The sequence below is a fragment of the Pragia fontium DSM 5563 = ATCC 49100 genome (assembly GCF_900112475.1).
Lineage (GTDB): Bacteria > Pseudomonadota > Gammaproteobacteria > Enterobacterales > Enterobacteriaceae > Pragia > Pragia fontium.
Genome location: NZ_FOLW01000005.1, coordinates 14,816 through 35,955, shown reverse-complemented (window position 1 = coordinate 35,955; position 21,140 = coordinate 14,816). Strand labels below are relative to the sequence as shown.

Annotated in this window: 22 protein-coding genes; 1 reads left to right on the top strand and 21 read right to left on the bottom strand. The window is 39.1% G+C overall.

Going from position 1 to position 21,140, the window contains the following annotated elements; translation table 11 throughout:
- Positions 1–207: 207 nt before the first annotated feature.
- Positions 208–945, top strand: coding sequence for a L,D-transpeptidase family protein (locus BMZ28_RS08950; protein ID WP_074822523.1), 738 nt, complete (start codon positions 208–210; stop codon positions 943–945).
- A 9-nt stretch (positions 946–954) separates the two neighbouring features.
- Here the strand turns inward: BMZ28_RS08950 and BMZ28_RS08945 are convergent, their stop codons facing one another.
- The 21 genes from BMZ28_RS08945 to BMZ28_RS08845 form a co-directional block, all read right to left on the bottom strand.
- Positions 955–1,722 (bottom strand): class II glutamine amidotransferase, encoded by a 768-nt coding sequence (locus BMZ28_RS08945; protein WP_074822522.1) that lies wholly within the window; start codon positions 1,720–1,722, stop codon positions 955–957.
- Positions 1,723–1,776: 54 nt separating this feature from the next.
- Complete coding sequence (gene lpcA / locus BMZ28_RS08940) at positions 1,777–2,355, bottom strand: D-sedoheptulose 7-phosphate isomerase (protein WP_047781546.1); 579 nt, start codon at positions 2,353–2,355, stop codon at positions 1,777–1,779.
- A 108-nt stretch (positions 2,356–2,463) separates the two neighbouring features.
- Positions 2,464–3,072, bottom strand: a complete 609-nt coding sequence (locus BMZ28_RS08935) for a hypothetical protein (protein ID WP_047781547.1) — start codon at positions 3,070–3,072, stop codon at positions 2,464–2,466.
- A gap of 155 nt (positions 3,073–3,227) precedes the next feature.
- Positions 3,228–3,764 carry a tail fiber assembly protein gene (locus tag BMZ28_RS08930; RefSeq protein WP_047781548.1) on the bottom strand — a complete coding sequence of 179 codons (537 nt, stop codon included), beginning with the start codon at positions 3,762–3,764 and terminating at the stop codon, positions 3,228–3,230.
- Positions 3,765–3,766: 2 nt separating this feature from the next.
- Positions 3,767–5,233, bottom strand: a complete 1,467-nt coding sequence (locus BMZ28_RS17575; protein ID WP_197723506.1) for a phage tail fiber protein — start codon at positions 5,231–5,233, stop codon at positions 3,767–3,769.
- 137 nt (positions 5,234–5,370) lie between these two features.
- Positions 5,371–6,843 carry a hypothetical protein gene (locus tag BMZ28_RS08920; RefSeq protein WP_074822517.1) on the bottom strand — a complete coding sequence of 491 codons (1,473 nt, stop codon included), beginning with the start codon at positions 6,841–6,843 and terminating at the stop codon, positions 5,371–5,373.
- Positions 6,844–6,933: 90 nt separating this feature from the next.
- Positions 6,934–7,287: a hypothetical protein gene (locus BMZ28_RS08915; RefSeq protein ID WP_074822515.1), complete on the bottom strand. Its 354-nt coding sequence runs from the start codon at positions 7,285–7,287 to the stop codon at positions 6,934–6,936.
- Positions 7,287–8,321 carry a hypothetical protein gene (locus BMZ28_RS08910; RefSeq protein ID WP_074822513.1) on the bottom strand — a complete coding sequence of 345 codons (1,035 nt, stop codon included), beginning with the start codon at positions 8,319–8,321 and terminating at the stop codon, positions 7,287–7,289. The genes BMZ28_RS08915 and BMZ28_RS08910 overlap by 1 nt, the downstream gene beginning before the upstream one ends.
- Positions 8,322–8,448: 127 nt before the next feature.
- Positions 8,449–8,886 (bottom strand): tail fiber assembly protein, encoded by a 438-nt coding sequence (locus tag BMZ28_RS08905; protein WP_169052211.1) that lies wholly within the window; start codon positions 8,884–8,886, stop codon positions 8,449–8,451.
- Between the two features lie 22 nt (positions 8,887–8,908).
- Positions 8,909–10,720, bottom strand: coding sequence for a gp53-like domain-containing protein (locus tag BMZ28_RS08900; protein WP_074822510.1), 1,812 nt, complete (start codon positions 10,718–10,720; stop codon positions 8,909–8,911).
- A 69-nt stretch (positions 10,721–10,789) separates the two neighbouring features.
- Positions 10,790–12,436 (bottom strand): hypothetical protein, encoded by a 1,647-nt coding sequence (locus BMZ28_RS08895; RefSeq protein ID WP_074822507.1) that lies wholly within the window; start codon positions 12,434–12,436, stop codon positions 10,790–10,792.
- Positions 12,437–12,521: 85 nt separating this feature from the next.
- Positions 12,522–13,112: a tail fiber assembly protein gene (locus BMZ28_RS08890; RefSeq protein ID WP_074822505.1), complete on the bottom strand. Its 591-nt coding sequence runs from the start codon at positions 13,110–13,112 to the stop codon at positions 12,522–12,524.
- Complete coding sequence (locus BMZ28_RS17625) at positions 13,112–14,368, bottom strand: phage tail protein (RefSeq protein WP_074822502.1); 1,257 nt, start codon at positions 14,366–14,368, stop codon at positions 13,112–13,114. Before BMZ28_RS17625 ends, BMZ28_RS08890 begins: the two co-directional genes overlap by 1 nt.
- Positions 14,365–15,018, bottom strand: coding sequence for a baseplate wedge 1 family protein (locus BMZ28_RS08880; RefSeq protein ID WP_074822500.1), 654 nt, complete (start codon positions 15,016–15,018; stop codon positions 14,365–14,367). The genes BMZ28_RS17625 and BMZ28_RS08880 overlap by 4 nt, the downstream gene beginning before the upstream one ends.
- Complete coding sequence (locus tag BMZ28_RS08875) at positions 15,015–16,160, bottom strand: baseplate J/gp47 family protein (protein WP_074822497.1); 1,146 nt, start codon at positions 16,158–16,160, stop codon at positions 15,015–15,017. The genes BMZ28_RS08880 and BMZ28_RS08875 overlap by 4 nt, the downstream gene beginning before the upstream one ends.
- Positions 16,161–16,193: 33 nt before the next feature.
- Positions 16,194–16,541 carry a contractile injection system sheath initiator gene (locus BMZ28_RS08870; RefSeq protein ID WP_074822495.1) on the bottom strand — a complete coding sequence of 116 codons (348 nt, stop codon included), beginning with the start codon at positions 16,539–16,541 and terminating at the stop codon, positions 16,194–16,196.
- On the bottom strand, positions 16,531–17,241 hold the full coding sequence (locus BMZ28_RS08865; protein ID WP_074822491.1) for a Gp138 family membrane-puncturing spike protein: 711 nt from the start codon (positions 17,239–17,241) through the stop codon (positions 16,531–16,533). Before BMZ28_RS08865 ends, BMZ28_RS08870 begins: the two co-directional genes overlap by 11 nt.
- Positions 17,234–18,055, bottom strand: coding sequence for a phage protein (locus BMZ28_RS08860; protein WP_074822488.1), 822 nt, complete (start codon positions 18,053–18,055; stop codon positions 17,234–17,236). Before BMZ28_RS08860 ends, BMZ28_RS08865 begins: the two co-directional genes overlap by 8 nt.
- A complete protein-coding gene (locus tag BMZ28_RS08855) occupies positions 18,042–18,368 on the bottom strand; it encodes a phage baseplate plug family protein (protein ID WP_047781560.1) in 327 nt (108 codons plus the stop codon). Before BMZ28_RS08855 ends, BMZ28_RS08860 begins: the two co-directional genes overlap by 14 nt.
- A gap of 19 nt (positions 18,369–18,387) precedes the next feature.
- A complete protein-coding gene (locus BMZ28_RS08850) occupies positions 18,388–19,161 on the bottom strand; it encodes a phage baseplate protein (RefSeq protein WP_074822484.1) in 774 nt (257 codons plus the stop codon).
- A 3-nt stretch (positions 19,162–19,164) separates the two neighbouring features.
- On the bottom strand, positions 19,165–21,018 hold the full coding sequence (locus BMZ28_RS08845) for a phage tail protein (RefSeq protein WP_074822481.1): 1,854 nt from the start codon (positions 21,016–21,018) through the stop codon (positions 19,165–19,167).
- Positions 21,019–21,140 lie beyond the last annotated feature (122 nt).

Genomic DNA, 21,140 nt, shown 5'->3' with positions numbered 1-21,140 from the left:
AATATAATAAGTTAGAAATTATTACATAAATAGAAATTATCATTAATTTACATGAGGTTAAATAAGAATATGGTATTTATAATTAATGAAATATCATTACTCTTTTTTTATTTTATGACATACACTACGCGGCAGGAAATTGACTATAAATACAACAACTCTAAATTGATTAGCTACCAAAACATGTATTTCACAACGAGAAAAGAAATGAGCAAATATCTCATCGTGCTCAGCGCATTATTACTATCACCGCTTTCGTTTTACGCCAGCGCACAGTCAGTCGATCCGTTTATGGTGGAACAACCAACGGTATCACCAGATAAACAACGCTTACTGGGTAAGCCTGTCTATATTCGCATTATCAAAGAAGAGAAAAAGCTGGAGCTATTTGTTCAAAATCAGGGGAACTACCAGTTAGTACAGGCTTACCCTATTTGTAACTACTCCGGTGGGCTGGGTCCTAAACGCTATCAGGGGGATTTTAAAAGCCCTGAAGGCTTTTATCAGGTTACCCGCCAAAGTCTGAATCCTAACAGCAAATTCTATCGCTCATTCAATATTGGTTATCCCAACCAGTTTGATCAACAACACGGTTTCACCGGTAAACACCTCATGGTGCACGGCGACTGTGTTTCTAGTGGTTGCTATGCCATGACTGATAAACAAATTGCTGAAATTTATCAGTTTATTGATTATGCCTTGATTAACGGTCAGCCTCAGGTCGATATTAATATCTTCCCTTTCCGTATGACCAACGAGAATTTACAACGCTATAGCCATTCGGTGCACTACGATTTTTGGCAGCAGTTAAAATCAGGCTATGACTTCTTTGAGAAAACCCATCAGCCACCGAATATGATTGTGGTTAACGGGCGTTATGACCTTGCTCCTCAGGGATTACTGGCGAATAACCAACAGAAAACTAATAATCCGTTTTCACAATAACCAGTAAAACTAGAGTACGCGTTCACCAAAATGAAACAGGGCAAAATCTCCCGCTTGGATTTTTTGCCACTGTTCATTTCCCGTTAAGGGCTGAGTAGCAATCAGCGTAACCACATCATTCGCTGTGGTCTCCTGCTGAAAATCAATCTCCACATCCTCATCCAATAAGGTTGCCTTACCAAAAGGTGCCCGACGCGTTAACCAGTGCAAATTAGTTGAACAGTAAGCCATGACATAATGGCCGTCAGAAAGCAGCATATTAAATACGCCCTTCTTCCTGAGTTGTTCGGCACAGCTAGCGATAAATTTGAATACTGCTGGCCAATTAGCCGGCTTGCGCGGGTAACGCTGCTTCAACTGTTCAAGTATCCAACAAAACGCATACTCGCTATCGGTTTCACCAATCGGCTGAAAAAACGGCGTTTTCAAACTACGGTAGCCCGTCAATTGTCCATTATGGGCAAACGTCCAGTTACGCCCCCAGAGTTCACGGGTAAAAGGATGGGTATTTTCCAGCGCCACCGCACCACGATTAGCCTGACGAATATGGGAGATAACCGCACAGGATTTTATGGGGTAGTCCTGCACCAGCTTGGCAATCGGTGAATTATAGCTGGGTTGAGGGTCACGAAATGTCCGGCACCCTTTCCCTTCATAAAAGGTAATTCCCCAGCCATCTTTATGCGGGCCGGTACGCCCACCACGCTGCATTAATCCAGTAAAGCTGAAGCAGATATCCGTCGGCACATTCGCGCTCATTCCAAGTAACTCACACATCCCGCTCTCCCTCTCCGCAACAACTTACGACAGCATAATCAAACACTGAGATGCTTATTTAACCATCTCTTTTTCAACTAACAACATCAGGATATGAATCACTTTAATGTGTATTTCCTGAATACGATCGGCATAGCCAAAATGAGGAACACGAATCTCTACATCGGCTAAGCCATCCATTTTGCCACCATCTTTACCGGTCAAAACAATCACTTTCATGCCTTTTGCTCGGGCAGCATCAATTGCTTTTAAAATATTAGCGGAATTTCCAGAAGTGGATAGGCCAAACAGGACATCCCCTTCACGGCCAACGGCTTCCAGATAACGGGAAAAAACATAGTCATAGCCAAAATCATTACTGACGCAGGAGATATGGCTAGGATCGGAAATAGCAATAGCCGGATAGCCAGGACGGTTTTCACGATAACGACCAGTTAACTCTTCCGCAAAATGCATGGCATCACAGTGAGAACCACCATTACCGCAGGACAATACCTTACCACCAGCTTTAAATGAATCAGCCAGCAATAACGCCGCGCGCTGTATCAATTCAATATTGGCGTCATCACTGAGGAATTTTTGTAATACTTGCGCAGCTTCATCTAATTCACTACGGATTAAATCCTGATACATGAAAAACCTCTTTTTTATTCATCAATATTGGTAAGTCATTAACCGTCTAGTTTAGCGGATAGCAGCCCTAGCGAGAAGCCCCATAATCCTATGCCGCCTTAACTGATGTTATTCTGTATTGCTGTTTTGGCTATCCTGAGGATATAGGCGATTCAACTGTTGCCGATTAGCGGCCCACACCAATGGCAACAGTAACACCGAAGAAAGTGCAGCAACAATAATCGCCAACACCCACAACGTGGCACAAACGCTACGAATATTATGAGACCAGTTTGCCCGATAACTGAAAACCATCAATCCGGTCGTCGCCAACGCAGCAATAACGCTAATGTTATAGATCATACTGATGGTGGCATCACGCTCTGACATTCCCAGTGTGCCAAAAACAATCACCAGATAGATCACCATACATGCTATGCCTAACATATAGCTGGGTTTCTCCCGACCAAGCTGAAACTGTTGAGTCACATCTATCAACGCTTGGCGATCGTCTCCTGCTATAAACGGATCAACCCATCCACTGCGCGGCCCCTGAGAAAATAGCACTTTTTTACCCTTCTTAATTACCGCAGAAGAGGCACTTTCTTGCGCCACCACACTACCGCCTTTTTTCCAGACCAGTTCTAAACCGGCAATACGCTCAGATAGAACCTGAAAAAAACCGGTAACAAATTCAGCATCAAATTTTTTCTTGAACAGTAATTTTAAGAACCACATAGCGACCTTTGGAAATCGGAACAATGACAGGATTAACTTACCGCAAGATTAAGACTAATTCGCGCGTTGGTGTAAAGAGAAATGTGTGGAATTCAAGAAATAGGTTTGTTGTTGCTATTTGAAACAGGACAACCGAAGAATCTTATCTATCAGCTTTATGGTTTTTCTGGCCAAACAATATCTGAAGGATTAGCGATGACCAACCGATTTAATAACACTCGATACTTCTTCCATTGTAATAATTTTTCTTGATCGTTGCTTTCTGCAAGATCCAGATTTATTGCATCCTTTAACAACTCAATTTGATAATTAGCCTCTTGTAATAACGTGTTCTTTCGCTCTGTTTGTTGTTCTATTACATAGCTAGACTTCTGTTCAATATCCTCAATCCAGCGTTCGCCATCCCAAAAGTCAAAAGGTTGTGGTTTCTGTAATGTATATCCCACGGGAACATCACCAACTTGATGAATAACAATACTTTCTTTCGTCTCCGTTGAGTAGGCTATTTTACCTCGTAAATCGATGATTAATTGCCACTGACCATTTGCCTCGCACGGCCAGTAGCCCGCTTTAAATTCAGGCACAATACGTAATGCATTATCCGGAGTAAGTGAGTCGCTATTTGCCTCTAATGAAAATGTATAGGGTCGATAACAGTGCCTATCATCAAAATAATAGTTAGTTGTTGTCATAGCTAAATGCCTAAATAAATTGCAGGCGTCATTCCCATATTTAAAGGGCGATTTTCTTCAGCTGTTGGAACAGTAAATGATGCATCAAATGTTAATTCAGAAACTTGCGTATAACCAGACGTACCATTCTGATGACCTTTTATCGCTTTTGTCGTTTTAAATGCACCAGAACTGATAACATTACTCCCTCCTCGGCCATCACTGACATTATTAATAACACCATTAATATTCCGAATAGCATCATCCTGAATATGACCAACCTGTCTTGAAATGCCATCAACCGATCTCAAAAATACACCTCGCCCATCTGAATGAAAGAGATTAGGTAAATTAATGGTATTATTTATTACTTTAATACCCCAGTCAGTCTTAAATGATATAGATAAAGAGTTAAGCGCCTTCCCTTGAACAGATGTTAACGAATACTTATCACCATTAGTAAAATACCAACCAACAGGTAATTCATTCTTTCTAAAAGGCAATAATTGAATAGAACCAACTGTTGTTTTCTCTATATGGCGGCTAATATTATCCGTTGTAATAATTTCCTTCCAAACTAGACGACTATCGGTATTCATTTTATAACCATACCAAAGTCTAGAACTCTGATAAGAATAGAACATACAACCAAATCCCTGCCCAATATCTCTATTACATATCTTTTCAATATAGCCATAAGATATCGGCAATTGATACCCACCCGATTGAACACACATAAACTTTGCCCCAATAGGCAAAGATAGAATATCATCATCTGATGAAATAGATTTCATTGGTGAGCCATTGGTTCTACCAATATTAGTTGAATTATCAAGCATTGAATTAGTATTAATACCATGATTAAACGTTACCTGACCACTTTGCCAATTTAGTCTAATCGGCCTTAAGGAATTCCAGGTGCCATGGGGATCGTTATTATTAGTAAACAATATATAATAATCATAACCATCAAACCTTGAAATTGCCGCTCGATTCTTAACCATAATTCGGTGAGCATCTAAGTTAGTTGTTTTAAGCTCGCCAGACATGGTATCACCAGATTTACTTACTGCTCCAACATCACTAGCGTTTAATACCAAACTCCCCGTTTTACCATTAACACTATTTACCGGAATAAGTTTTTTAATCTGTTCAATGGTTAACGCAGTTTCTTTCCACACGGTATTAGCTTTTGGTTCTATTCCTTTACTATTTCGTTCTGCTAGCCAAACATCTTTGTTATAAGAAACTAGCGCCCCAGCGGGATAGTCTTCCGTTTTTGACCATTCGGCAATACCTCGTTGTAACAGGTAACGAATGGCTTCATCGGTACGTTGGCCTAAGGCATTAAACCACTCCATCGGTGGAATACCGCCGGTTTTATCAAAAGCCACGCCCCAGCCGCGAGAAATATCGGGGAATGGTTTTACTTCATCTTGCTTTGATGATTCAGCAAGAATTTTTTCATCTGGCCGCTGATAGATAGTCATAATTTTTATCCATATATTTTTATTTAATAAGTACGCAAAAAATCCGACGAATAATCGGTATTAATATATCTGTAAGTTAATCTTATTAACTTCATTTATAGAAAGAAGGAGGTTAAGGAAAAACTGAAGCTATGTTTTTACTGAGTTTTAGGTGCCGCTACAACTGACGCACCGTCAAATGGGAATTTGTTCGCACTGAATTGGGATTGTACTTCAGCGTAAAATTGAAAATACATGCCTCCCGGCATAATCTGTTCTAAATAAACAGCATCTTCATTTTTTACTTTCTGAATAAGTTCATTGCTTTCGGTTTTAAAGTCATATGATTTCCAGGTTTCTGGATTTCGGTTATATTTATTTTCTTCAAGAGAAACGATATCACAAGTAAATCCGATTTTTGCATTGCCATTACTCTTCTCGTCTAAATCATAGGTTTTTCTTGCCTGTTCACCGCATCGTAATCTGACCAAATAATCAGGAAATTCCGTGCGAAAAAGTTTAACACCACTCCAATGAAGATAAGGTAGTGTATATTCAGAAGTGATATCACTAGAAGAACAGTAGCTATAATAACCAGAAGAACCATCTTTTCTTGCAATTAAATTCCCTCTTCCATCCGAAACTTTAATCGTCATTTTACAATTATTATAACCAACAATCCTGGATCCATAGTTTTCCTGAGCCCTCCTGATTGCCTGAATATCGCAATCCATTTGAGTATCAACCCCCTTATTAGGAATATCATCAGTTCCTGAACCACTGCAATATTGGGACCATAATGATATATTCTGTTTTCTTTCACTGAGATCAATATCCGTCCCATTGCCACATCCTGAAATCTCAAAATAAATAGGATATACCTCAGCGGAAGATAGATAAGGTATCATCTTACCCTCAACACATATTGATGGTTCTTCTTCATCCCAATATTCTGGTGAATCAAAGTAAGAGTTCTTATCCACCTGTAATATAAAAGGATAGTCATTACGCATTTTTGTACATGTCCATTCGGACTCATCAGTACCACTAACTTCACTCTGCCAGTAGAGATAAAGACAAAAACCCTTTTTAGCCTGCCAAATATGGCGGCCAGACGTTAATGTTTTTAACAATGGAATATCAAAGACAACGTGTAAGTCCTCGTCTTTATCTGATCGATGCTCAACAATATTCTCTGAATTACTTTGAGTTGCTTCCTCTTTTACCCATTGTCCGGCACATCTTACGTAACGTTCGCCATCTTTTGGCGCTTCGATAATAAAATTGGCTGAATCAATCGTTAAAGCGCTTTCCCTCCATACGGTATTCATTTTTGGTTCTATGCCTTTATTGTTTTTTTCCGCCAGCCATATCCTTTTATCATAAGAAACAACGGCGCCCACTGGGTAGTCTTCCGTTTTTGACCATTCAGCAATTCCACGCTGTAATAGGTAACGAATAGCCTCATCGGTACGTTTACCTAAAGCATTAAACCACTCCATCGGAGGAATACCGCCGGTTTTATCAAAAACGATTCCCCAACCGCGAGAAATATCGGGGAAGTCTTTTACTTCCCCCTGTTTTGATGACTCAGCGAGGATTTTTTCATCTGGACGTTGATAGATTGTCATTGAGTGTTACTCATAAAAAATAGCCAGCGAATAAATCAATAGCCGCTAACTACTGTAATTAATGAAATATAAAATTTATTTGGGAATAATTTATTGAGGCTGAATAGGTCTAAATGAAGGATCGGGATAATTTATATTTTGCTCAAAACGCCATTTCCTTAATGCCTTTCTATATTCTACCCAAGCTGGTCTTGTGGCTATTACGGAATCATCGTCATCATCATGTTTTAATAATTCATCAGCAATTACACGCATTTGCTCAGAAATAAAAGCGTCCTCAATGGCCGGATCGCCCTTATGCCATAAACCATCTAATTTGGCATGCCAATCGCCGTCTGCTGGGCGCTGAGATAACATCTTAATGTAACCGTCAAATGGCAGGGATTCGCTTGTGCTGCTATCAATCAGTTGCTCTGAAGTATTTACTTTTGCATATACTTTCATTATGTTACCTTCCAAACTTTTACTCTAAATGGAGCAGAGGTTAAATCAGCAATGGCGTGAGGAGATCCTGTATTGTATGGCTTATTTAAGACTTGAATATTACCACTTTGCACAATAATTTTATCATCATCATATTGATAAGCTGCTGTACCATGGCCACCTGATGAATAAATAAATCCAGGAGCTCCCCATTTATCTTTAAATTTGACTTCCACCATACATATAACACAATGACCAGGAAATGGATTATCAACAATGACTCGGGTATTTAAACCAATTATCATTGGATTATCTTTGGTACCCTGTGGATATAAAACAGCCATTTTTGGAAGGTAATTAGCAATATCGTAAGCTGTAATAAACTCATTCCATTCGGTCCAAACTCCATTTCTAGCAATACGTAATGACATATTATTACTATCTAATCTTATTCCAAGTTGAGCAGCAGCTACATCCGTATCCTTTATATGTATAAAATAGCTATAATTATAAGGCCTCTCTCCAACTGACCTTGGACTTGCTAAATAAAATCCAGTCCCTCTTGTAGTATCATCTATACTCCCTTCCCCAATATTTATTTTCGCACTACCAAGTCCAAAATCCCCTTGTTTTAATGCCCCAACATCCCCCGCATTTAACACCACATTCCCCGTTTTCCCATTCACACTATTAACAGGGATTAATTTACGGATCTGTTCAATAGTTAATGCAGTCTCCTTCCATAACGTATTGTTTTTAGGTTCTACACCTTTGCTGCTTTGTTCCGCCAGCCATACCCCTTGATTATGAGAAACTAAGGCTCCCGTTGGGTAATCTTCTGTTTTTGACCATTCCGCAATACCTCGTTGTAATAGGTAACGAACAGCCTCATCGGTACGTTTACCTAAGGCATTAAACCACTCCATTGGTGGAATACCGCCGGTTTTATCAAAAGCTACGCCCCAACCGCGAGAAATATCGGGGAAGTCTTTTAGTTCGCCCTGCTTAGATGACTCAGCGAGGATTTTTTCATCTGGACGTTGATAGATTGTCATTATTTTACCTGTAAAAAAACAGTGCCTTTATGCACTAACATAAAGGCACTGTTATCTAAATAATAAGATAGTCATTAGAAAATAAAATATAAATAATTAAATTAGAATTAATATATAAATTAATTTATCAATCAGGTAAATATGGCCAATGAATAGTATTTTGTGAACAATCCACTCTGCTTAATAAAATTCTATATTTCTTCCACTGTTCTAATTTATCCCTATCACCCAAAACGTCCATATTCAAATCAATAGCATCTTGTAGTATATTAATTCTCTCTGTTGCCTCAGCAGTTAAGGAGGTTCGTTTTCTATTGTTGACTGATGTTACTTGCTCTTTAGTCAAAATAATCTCCTGAGCCTTAAGGATATTATCAATAAACACAATCTCCTTACCTTTAGATTGTTCAATCAATAATATCTCGTATTCACTCTCAGATAATTTAATCACATCAGAGGGAATATCATCATTTATACTAGAGATGTAGAAACCTTTAGAACTTGGGCTATAGTAATACTCAATAATATGTTTATGATTATACTCATTTAAATTTTTATTTATCATTTTCATTACCATATATTATCAGTTAATAGCCAATCGCAATCCATCTGACCGTTTCATTATGGCCATCATTAAATAATGTAGCTCCCGTTCTTGTTAAATTACTGAAGTTCATACCGGCCTGATTAATACCACCACCAATTTTGTTTATAGAACCAGAACCTGAAAGATGAAAACATTGATTAATAAATGAAACGGGAAAAAGAAAATTCATTGCTTTATCCACCGGTGCATCTATTGAACCCCATTGTATAATCAACCCACTGGGTAATTTTTGATAACCATTTACACCAATTAATGCATTGAAACAATTACCAATATTAGCAGTTGTAATAATTTCAAATAACTTACTCCAGTTTCCTTGAACATTTTGTTGTAAATAGGCTGTTGGAATATTTGCTGCGTAACCATTTATATCAGGAGTGACCAATAATCGAGACACCCAGCTACCTTTAGGATTAGTCCCATTCGCTGAATAAGGCATCGTTATTCCCATGAATCCAGCATTAGGGCCACCAAATGAAGGAGGTAATGCATTTCTTGCTGCAACTTTAAATCCCCCCCATTGCTCACTTAGATCATCTGTAAATTTATTATTCGTTTTACTTATAAACGGATTAAGACTTCCTATTCCATAATCACCTTTCATAATTACCGGATCGTTTGATGATATTGTTTTGGATGGCTCAACATAAACAATCTTTTCAGGTTCAATATCTTGCCAAATAAGTTTATCGCAAACGCTGATATAAGATGGATGATATCCACTTAATCTGGTTAAGCCTAAAAAGCCACCGTAAGACGTGCTTTTCAACCAAAGTTCTACCGTATTATCCACGGCATTGAATACCCAGCCATAACGGTTTTGATGATCTGGATGCAATGATGGGGTAATAATTTGGTGAATAATAGTCGCTTTATTACTCTCTGTACGGCAGCTAAACGATACATACTCTAAATTATTATTTGGGCTACCAAAGTTATTAGCGCCAGAAACTAAAAATGAAACATTTCCTATATCAATCCTATTTATTCTACCCGTTGCTATTTTGGCATATCTAACTTGTTTACTGGTTGAATCAACAACTAATTGATTAGCAACTTGGTTAACCGTCGGAATATTGATACCATTTTTTGTTACGTTACAATTTTCGAAATTCCAAACACCTGAAATTTTACTTGCATCAGGAGTAAACCGAAATCTAGTTGTTGTCCCGCCGGCTCCATTATCTGTTGCTATACCAAATGTATGATTACAAAATAAATCGGCCTTAAATTTATTTTGATGATTCGTGACTAAACGTACCATTGCAAGAGCACTTTTTTGAACGTGTAGATCACCATCCAAAACTCCACCTAACTTATCTAACGCCCCAACATCCCCCGCATTTAACACCACATTCCCCGTTTTTCCATTCACACTATTAACAGGAATTAACTTACGGATCTGTTCAAGGGTTAATGCCGTTTCCTTCCATAACGTATTGGTTTTCGGCTCTACACCTTTGCTGCTTTGTTCCGCCAGCCATACCCTTTTGTTATGAGAAACTAGAGCTCCCGTTGGGTAATCTTCTGTTTTCGACCATTCAGCAATTCCCCGCTGTAATAGGTAACGAACAGCCTCATCGGTACGTTTACCTAAGGCATTAAACCACTCCATTGGTGGAATACCACCAGTTTTATCAAAAGCCACGCCCCAACCGCGAGAAATATCGGGGAAGTCTTTTACTTCGCCCTGCTTTGATGACTCAGCAAGGATTTTTTCATCTGGACGTTGATAGATTGTCATTATTTTAGCCACTATATTTAATATATAGAAATCAACCTGACTAGCCATCAGTTTCACTCTATATTTATTACCTATTTATAATTAAAGTTATTTAAATTAAAAAACTCTATAAATAATCTATTTATATATCGCCAATCTAAAAGGAAATTCTGCGATAGACGTGGATGGATAATAATTCACGGGTATCCCAGAGGCATCTCTATTCTTAGCTAACAAAGTCTGACCTGTCACAATATTTAATTCTGCATGCTCTATATCTCTAATAATATTAACACCATATGAATACCACTTTTGAGCACCGTTATTGAAATGAGATAGAAAAACAAGCTTTAACCACCTTGTTTTCCCATCAGAACCGATTACTCTACATTGAGGAACATAAGTTACACCTTTACCAGCATATTTATCTTTAAAAATATAATGGCTATTCATTGAAATAATTATCGGGTTTTCAGAGGTTCCAGTTAAATAATCATATTCAATATTTGATAACATATGATCATTAATATTAGCCGTAGTTATTGCCTCTACCGGTTTCCCCCAACCGTTTAAAGCATATTCTTGAAAAAATACCGCCGGTGTTTTACTTGCTACACCATAGGGATCTGCAGAAAATAATATTCTATAAGAATATGGTAGGCTGCTTGTCCTATAAGGAATGGTTAATCCTGCGCATCCCAACATACCTGATCCTTTCATTGATTCAGGTAATTCATTTGGTGGTGAAGCTTGAAATGTACCATTTTGCTTTGTTATATCATCAGTAAACTTGCTATCCACAACAAGATTTTTGGAGCCAAGGCCGTATTCACCATCAACTAATAAATTCTTTCCATTTTTGGTGACGTTACAGCTTTCAAAATTCCATGTATTCTTATCAGAAATCCATCTTAATCGGGTTTTATCACCATCCTGACCAGTAATATAGTGAATAAATGTATCATCACCACTAAAAGCATTTCTATATACACGATTTTTCTTTTTAAATGTTAACGTTGGTGCAATATCTTTATCTATAATTACCTCACCGGAAAAGGTCCCTCCCGATGATAAAATAATACTTTCCCAATTACTCCATATCCAAGAACCAGTACTTTTATTACCATGCTTTATATAGTGAGTACCCTCATGAAATAAAATTAAAGTACACGCACAATTAGCATCATACAGTCGACGTTTGACGGTTAAAGTAGCCCCCCACACTTTATTATCATCCGGAGTTCCAATATATTTTCCTGATAAAGTGAATTCATTATTTGACGATGTCACCAAATCGCTAGAAAAATTAGTACCGGCAGGCAATAAAGGTGATCTTGTACCTAAACCAAAGTCTCCTCGTTTTAACGCCCCAACATCCCCCGCATTTAACACCACATTCCCCATTTTTCCATTCACACTATTAACAGGAATTAACTTACGGATCTGTTCAATGGTTAATGCAGTTTCCTTCCATAACGAATTGGTTTTCGGTTCTACACCTTTGCTGCTTTGCTCCGCCAGCCATATCCCTTGATTATGAGAAACGAGCGCTCCTACCGGGTAATCTTCTGTTTTTGACCATTCCGCAATACCTCGTTGTAATAGGTAACGAACAGCCTCATCGGTACGTTTACCTAAGGCATTAAACCACTCCATTGGTGGAATACCGCCGGTTTTATCGAAAGCCACGCCCCAGCCGCGAGAAATATCGGGAAAGTCTTTTACTTCCCCCTGCTTTGATGACTCAGCGAGGATTTTTTCATCTGGACGTTGGTAGATTGTCATGAGTTATATCCATATTTACTTGATTTTTTTAAATAAAAAAGCCGCGATAATTTTTCTATGATTATCGCGGCTTTGATTAAGCAGACTATTCTGGTTGTTCTGGCCATTGAATATTTGGTGCCGTCTCAATATCAACGCGGTTGAGTAAAATACGATATTTACGCCAGGTCGTTAATCTGTCCCGATCGTCATCAAGTTCAATACCAAACTCAATGGCATCAGATAAACGCACGATTTCATCTTTGGCTTGCTCATCCCGCTGCTGTTTTTCTATTTTTGCAGTATCAACTTCAGCCTGATGCTCAGCGTTCTTATCTGTTACCCACCGATCATCATGCCATTTATCATAAATCGTCATCGGTTTTAATAGTGTCAGCTCTGCCGGAATAGGCCCTAACTCAGACATAATCTGCTCAGCACCGTTATGTTTTACATAAGCTGTTTCCCCCCGATGGTCTTCAATATATTGCCATTCACCATCTCTGCGACAAACAGCAAACCCAGCTCGACTCACAAAAGGCTCATCAAGATAACTGTATTGAGGCAATCCTATACCGGCAACTAAAAGCTCATCGGTTGAATTTAAATATTCGCCAGTTATTGAATCAACGTTATAAACGCGAATGATCCCTTCATTATTGGCTAATCCATACTTATCAAATTTAATATTATTCATTATGCCGCCCTGACTATATATAAAAATGCAATATTACGGGGACGGGTTTCTTCTGCTGTTCTCACCTCTCGGGATGAATCAAACATGACATTTGTCCCCCAACCATCACCAGAACCACTTTTAATGCTGGTACTCCAGCGGCTATGTAAATAAGCACTTCCGCCAATCCAGTCATAATTCCTGTCGATAGAACGAAAGTACCCTGTGATTTTTTGCATCGCATCATTCTGATCCGTCAATATCCCTCGCGCCTCATCAACACCACGCCCATCATCCCAGCCTCGAATAAACTCACCGCGTAAATCAGGCAAAGCACCAGCGGGGTAAGCTTTCGCTAAAAGAGGAAAACGATTTTTATCAAAGGATGCGCCATTACACTTTAACCAGCCGGAAGGTGGATTTATATTCGGCCAAGGCATGGGGACGCCCACCGGGGTTGTAATCGCAAAGCTATTCACATCGGTGATAACCAATTGCCAGTTAGACCAGCTATTGCCTCGCTTAATCCGAGAAAATTTTTCACCGCTATTGGCTACCGTTAGGTCCTGATAAACCGTATTTACCCCGACATGAACCAGAATATAGCTATCGTTTAGTTTGGGGATATCTTTCACCGTACTGGCGACAAAATAGAACCCTGTAGTAAGCAAGTTATTTGCCGTTGTGACATTGGTATACTGGGTCTGCTGATTGCCTAAACCAAATGCCCCAACTTGCATCAGTTGATTATTGGCGACACCAACATCACGCAGTGCTGCGGCTCCTAGTCTCAGGTTCTTACGCACAATCACCGGGTCAGCATCAGCCAGATTTTTGCTTCGTTCAAAACTGCCCACATCCTGAGCATTAAGAACCACATGATTTAGCTTACCATTCACACTTTTGACTGGCACATCCGGAATTAACCGTTTAATTTCTTCAATGGTTAATGCGGTTTGTATCCAGGCGCTGCTCATTAAGGGCTGTTCATTGATATTCGCTCTAACAGCAACCCACATTTTATTTTTGTGCTGAACATAAGCATTAAGGGGATAGTCTTCCGTTGCTGACCAGTCTGATATCCCTTTTTGTAGCAGGTAACGAATTGACTCATCCGTCCTTTTACCTAACCCATTAAACCATTCCATTGGTGGGATGCCATCTGATTGTTCAAAAGCAACTCCCCATCCTCGTTCAACATCAGGAAATGACTCAACCTCGCCTACTTTGGCTGATTGAGCAAAAACCTTCTCATCCGGTCTTGTATATTGACTCATAGTATTCTCGCAAATTGTCCTTCATTAAAAGCATACGCACCAACGCCTCCCAATAGGCCAAAGGGCTTATTCGAGATAGCTGTATAGAAATAGATATTGACGCCAGCGGGTCTGGGTAAAATATCCAGCTGGGTGATGGCATAACGCTTAAATGTTGAAATATCATCGGATTTAATCACAACAGAAAGCGACATATCATATTGGTCGTAGGCGATCGATTCAGAATTAAAAATAAAACTTAATAGTTCAGTAATATTTTCAATAGTGCCGGTCATATAATTTTTAGCGATCCGACAACGAATTAAAAAACGATAGTCTTCATCATCCAGTATTGCTGACTCGGCTAAAATACTGCCTTTTTTATACCACCTGCCGCCTGACTGCCTTTTTTGACTAAAGCCCTTACTATTTAAAGAAGCCCAAAAGCCAAATAGCTCTTTTGACATCGCATGATTTAATATGCGTGACTGTCCAACGTGTTTCCCAATCAAATCAAGATTTTTACCCTCTGCGCGATCAATATTGAGTGCTTCAACCAAGCTAATTAAACCCTGAGCCGTTTTTTGATATTGTTCGCTAACCAGCTCAATGGTTGCTTTAGCCTTTGGCTTATCTTTATATTGCCAAATCAGTAACTCACTATATTTCATCGCACAATCACCTCAATATCATCAATATGAATGTTGGCAATTTCACGAATATTAATATCAATATTCTGCGCTTTTAGAGGTTCGCCCTTACGGGCAATAAATAACTTATCAACCCAAAAGCCCTGAGTCTGATTAATCGGCGTATATAAGCGTGAAATATTCACTGACTGACCAATAGAGAATGTCATTTGACTAATCGCCACTTTAATTGCATCAATATCAATGCTGGTAAAATCTTGATTACGGCACAGTTCTAAATAAACTTGGCAGTTTGCCCACTTAGGCCGATCAAAGCAGATATCTCTGGCAATATTTTGTGTATCACGTACTACAACGGATGTTTGACCGAATAATCCGGTTCCTGCAGTTTTTCTATTAAATACGGTTTCTGCAATCAAATAATCATCGCCACCGTCAATAATGACATTGATAGAATGCGCCGGAACCTGATTTTTATCCGGTTCACTGGTCGAGTTTTCCAGAATCATCACTTCTTTAACGTCAGGTAATTGATTTAAGCTGGCCACTAAACCATCAACGTTATTTTTCGCCTGTTTAGCCCGTGAACGAAAAAAGCGTTTTCTAAACACCGGATCGCTTTCTTCTTCCTGACCAATCTCCGCAGCATAACTGCTCAATGCATATCGCCAGCCTAGAACAACGATTTCAATTTTTAGTTCTGTTTTTTCGCTAACCGGGTAGCTGCCTAAATATTCACTGCGAAAATCGGCCACTGCCGACCCCTGAGCATTTAGCGTGACATCATTGACCAGCAACCAGCGATTTTTATTTGGATCGCTAACAACAGCGCCTGAATAAATTTTGGTAAACGGATCGCCAGTAAGTACCACATTACGTAAGTAGCTATAGCTTGCTTTTCGTCTAATTAACCCTGCGTAGGCAGCCCTTTGTTCTAGCCACACGCCTGTTGCATGATCCGGATCCAGAGCTTGATAAATCACTTCTGCCAGTTCTTCTAAATCAGCTTTAATCTGTCCAATTAAGCCAATCATTTGACCATCTGGAGAATCAGGATCCAGATTAATATCATTACCATAAATACGTTTGAAACCGGACTGCAGCTCTTCAATTATTGTGTTTAGCCTTTCAGGAACATAGCCTGTATGTGTAAGTTGTCCCATATTTCACCTATAAAAAAACCTGCTTCCGCAGGTTTAAGTTTTTACTATTAATTGTTGGTCATATTGGTCGGTTAAATAAACGGACACCGTCATTTGCCGACTATCGGGATCTAAGCGCATGGTGAACTCGTCTAATGATTTAACCCCTTCCGTTTCCAATATCTGTAATTTAATTTCTCGTTCGAGTCGGGATAAATCAAAGCTTCGTTCAAAGTGCGGCAACCAGGGAATACCATGTTCCAGATCGTGTACCCAATCACCTTTAAAGGACAGTAATCGGGTCTTGACTCGCTGTGCAATAGATTCGCTATCCTGCGCATAATTAAAACGTCCCAAACCAAATGACCAATCATGGTTTTTATCTAATCGTCTAACTCGCATTCGGTGCTCCTGTTGTTCCTCCTGAATCGCCAGGGTGACTGTGATTGGTTAAACTCACTCCATTGGCAATCACATCACCTGCAACTTTAACCGTGCCAGAAATACTGGCCGATGCGCCGCCACTCCCTCCTGAACCAGCCATTCCGCCCTGATATGTCAAAAGTTGCTCAACAAACAGAGGACATTTGATAATCATCTGCTGGCCATCGACCTCAATGCTGCCCGAGTCATCAATTTTGACATAAGCTGAATTATCCACTTTACGTATCGCAATACAGTCCATATCAAACGCCGGTATCGCTTTTGGTACTGAACTAATCCCGGGAATAAATGACGCATCAGATAAATCAAATAAACGATAATCTAAAGGTTTACTGTGATCCCCTGATTGAAACCAACCATCAATACAGCGTTCATTAATAATCACCTGCCCTTCATCACCAGGTTTAACTGGAAACGTTAAAGCAAATTCACCTGCTCGAGGAAACTGAACGGGAACATCTAGCAGTACCGGTAAAGAAATAACCGTATCATCAATGAGAACTTGATCGATCATCGGTTGAATTTGGGCTGTTTGTAACGCTGGGTTAAATGCAACAACTTTGCCAGGAAAAGCGGTGTGTATTTGTAATAACGTTGCCTTGATTGTGCTGGCAATCGCATTATCCTGTGAGGGCATACTGGTTGATAGCTCACTCATTCTTTTCTTCCCTTTTATTGATTAACCGTAATGTGGTTTTCCAGTCACCGCCAATGGCATCCCCCTGATGCAATACACTAATCACTTTATAATCACCGTTATGAATACTTTCGATGGATTCAATACGGACCTTGCTCCCCACCTGTATTTGCGGATTAAGTAAACAACAGACTTCAAGATCTTTATCTGACGTTGCCGGTGAGCCAATCATGCCGGTATCTTGTGATAACACCGTAATTTCTTTATTCAGAAAACGATCGTTAGGTAAGAAAACCAACTCTCCATCCTGAATCGACCAATCGGCATTATGCTTTATCGCAATATCACTCAGTAAATCACGTGAGGCTCCATGCAAAACCTTACCGCGCGGCAAGCTTAACTCGGATTGAATATCAATCGAGCCGGGTTGGGTATTTTTCATTGAGTCTGACAGCGCCTGAATAATATGCTGATCGGTACACCCTGATGCTAACGATCTTGAAATAAATGAATTTCTATAGTCAACATCGCCGTCAGCACATTCCAATTCAATAAGAATATCAAGCCCATCACGTACAACTTTCGTAGTCTTAATGTTGCCTGCATAAATCATGTTCAGCCGATCGTAGCCGACAAATAATTTGAGATATTTAAATTGTAATGAAATTAATTGCTCACGATGGCTTTGATTAAGATTCCAAATTTTAATCTGGGCCGGATTAGGTTTTTTATCAATGGTTTTACTGATAGAAAATTCTACGCGTAAGTTATTAATGGAGATCCCATCATTTTCATCACCAATATCAAGCCGAAACTGGCGATTAAATTGCCTCATCCAATACCTCTGATTTTAAACCAACGTGCAATACACAGCGAGAATCCAGATCGTCCATAAAAATAGGATCTAAACCCAATTGCTCCTCATCAGTTAAATAAAAATAGTATTCAGTCGGTGAGCGCCAAAGAATTGGGGTACCCACCACCAATGCAGCCCCTTGTACAATAACCTTTTGCTTTTTCACATCATAAACATCCATAAACCATTGGGTACCAATACTGTTATAGCGTAAAGTCACCCGTAATTTACAGTCTCTAATCGTGAAGTGAAATTCTTGATAAGGCATTGATTTTAATTTTATTTTATACATATCAGCCTCTAATTGAAAACTACTTAGGAGCAACAGAACCCACTGACGTCTTTGCACAGCCTTGACTGGCAGCCCGTCCTGATAATTGCTTTTCATTTTTTAGAATAATACCAACGCCATTTATTACTTTTGATTGCACAATAAATACCTCTCTGGCAGTAATTGAAAAATCAGCGAATCCTTCAGAACTCTGACTAACGGATAAAGATTCAATTAACATATTTTTATAGTGCTTAATGCCGGTTGTAATCTCTATTGTCTGACCTAGCTTTTGTAACGCCAGAAAGTCATCATAAATACGTTCAATACGATTACTTTTCACTGAGCGATCTTTCAGCCAAGCTTGAGAGTTATCCGGCGACCATGGCGTAATGGCATGTTTTGCTTCTTTGGCGCTATCGTTATTTAAACTGGCATTTTTCTTGATCCTTTTTTGACACAGTTTTTCTGCATAATCAGTTCTATTTTTTAATCCCGGAATAGAAACGTCATTCACAAAATCCTTATTACCGCGAATGGTTGGCGAAGCAGTATTAGAAAAAGCCTCCTGCTCACTGTCATAATCAACAACAAGGCCAGAGATACTAATTGATATTGGTGTCACCATAGAATGGTCAGTAACCGATGCACCAAATTCAACCGGATTTTCGGTAATTTTCAGCTGTGAACCATGTTGTTCTGACTTGGTCACATCTAACGTTAAATGCCCCACTCTACGGTTATACAAGCTCACCCGTTGCTCTTGATTAGAAATAGAAGCGCGGGATTTTCCTCGTTTATTTGATATTGGCATGGTTTATACCTTTAGTTGTGCCCGGTTATCTTCATAGGTTGACACATCCCTTTGTTTTAATTTTTTATCAATAATTTCAGCAACTAAGTGGGGATTATCCGATGTGATATTCATATGAACCGTCTGCTCACTATGATTATTAACCGCAATATCTCTATCTTTAGCACTTCTTATTTGATGGGAAGCCCTTGTTCGAGCGGAATCAACGGCTTTGGGAACTTCACTAACCGTCTTCAGCGTTTTATCGACAGTGGCACTAATATCATCATCGGAACCAAAGCCAAAGAAGCTACCGATAGCAGAAAAAATACTGGTTACTGCCGAAAACTTATCTTTTATCCAGCCGATGACCGCATCAATACCACTTAAGACCCAATCCCATGCGGTCTCAAAAGCATCGCTAATAATGTCAGGAATATCCGCACATGCGTCTTGAATAAATGCGATAAAATCTTTAAATGCCTGTAATGGATTGGAAACAATGCGCCAAATTAAACTGAAATAACCAACAATAAGGTTTTTAAAAAAATCAAACAGCCCCATTACAAACTGTTTAACCGCATTAAACCCCTTGACTAAGGGCTCCCAAAATCCTGCCAGACTTGACTCACCGCCATCAAGGTAATTGCAGAAGTCTTGAAATAAAGCGTATAAGCCAATTAACGCAGCAATAATCAATCCAATTGGGTTTGAAATAAACGCAAGCCTTAGATACTTAGCAAATAAAATCACTGTTGCAATGGCGGTAATCAGGATCTCATTGAATCCAGCGGTCCCATTAATAACGGAAGAAATCGCTTTCACAACCATTGTTAGTATATTTGCTAAGAAAGAAAATACTGAACCTAATGCAGCAATAAATTGATCAACAGATTCTTTATTCTCTTTCAAAAATTTAAGTAGTTGCTCACAAATATCAAGTAATATCGGCAAAAAAGCCGCTAATAATTCTTGAAATACTTTATCTGTGACTTCAGATATTTTCTTCTGCACTTTTTCATACTTTTCCGCTAATCCCTCCATGCCCGGAATTTTGGACATATCGCCCAATATATTAAAAGCATGAGAAAAAACCCCTTTGAGTTTGGAGAACGTAGAAAAAATGGTTAGCCCTCCTTTTTTTATCCCGGAAAAAGCTTTATCCATACCAGAACTTAACTTACTCATTCCCTGAGAAAGTCCGGCCGGAATTTTTGACAATAGAGGAAAAGATTGCTGACATTTTTCAGCCAACTGACTAAAAAATTGTTTACTTGATACTATTGCCTGACTAAACGCCCCATCGACCTTATCCGCCATATTCTGGCTAAAAACCGCCAGTAGACTAATAAAGCTGGTTCGAACCCCTTTAAAGCTGGTCATTAACTCATTTTTCTTCTCCGACACAAAGTCAATGAATTGGCCAAAATGGTTACGTAGCTCATCGAATTGCTGCTTTATCGCTGCAAATTTACTAATATACTGAACAAGCAGGTTCAACTTTTCTGACAGTAATACCGCTTGTTTTTCGATCCCTTCCAGACCTGATAACTTAGCGATTTCAGTAAGACGAGAAGAAAAACCGATCACCCCATTTTCTAATCGAGTAAAAATCGACGTGGTATGGCTTGATTGTGCGGTAATATTTTTAAAAACATTCGATTGAGACTTATCTACCCCACTGAATAATTGGTTAATTTTAGAAGCACTACTCTCAATATTATTAACAATATCTTTTGTCATTCTGGAGTGTGATTGATTAAATTTCTTAAGCACAGCTTGTTGCTGAACTTCCAATACTCCTGAAAGTTTGAGTAGCGCAGCATTGAGTTTATCCATTCCAGATGATAAATCTGATAATTGCCCTACTGCACTCATGTTATTGGCTTCTCATTATGCTGGCGTTGTATCTCATCCCATTCCGTTATGGCTTCATGAAATGAGCATAAATCACCAATTGAATAAATTGTTTTTAGCTCATTCAAAGTACAAAGGCCCCG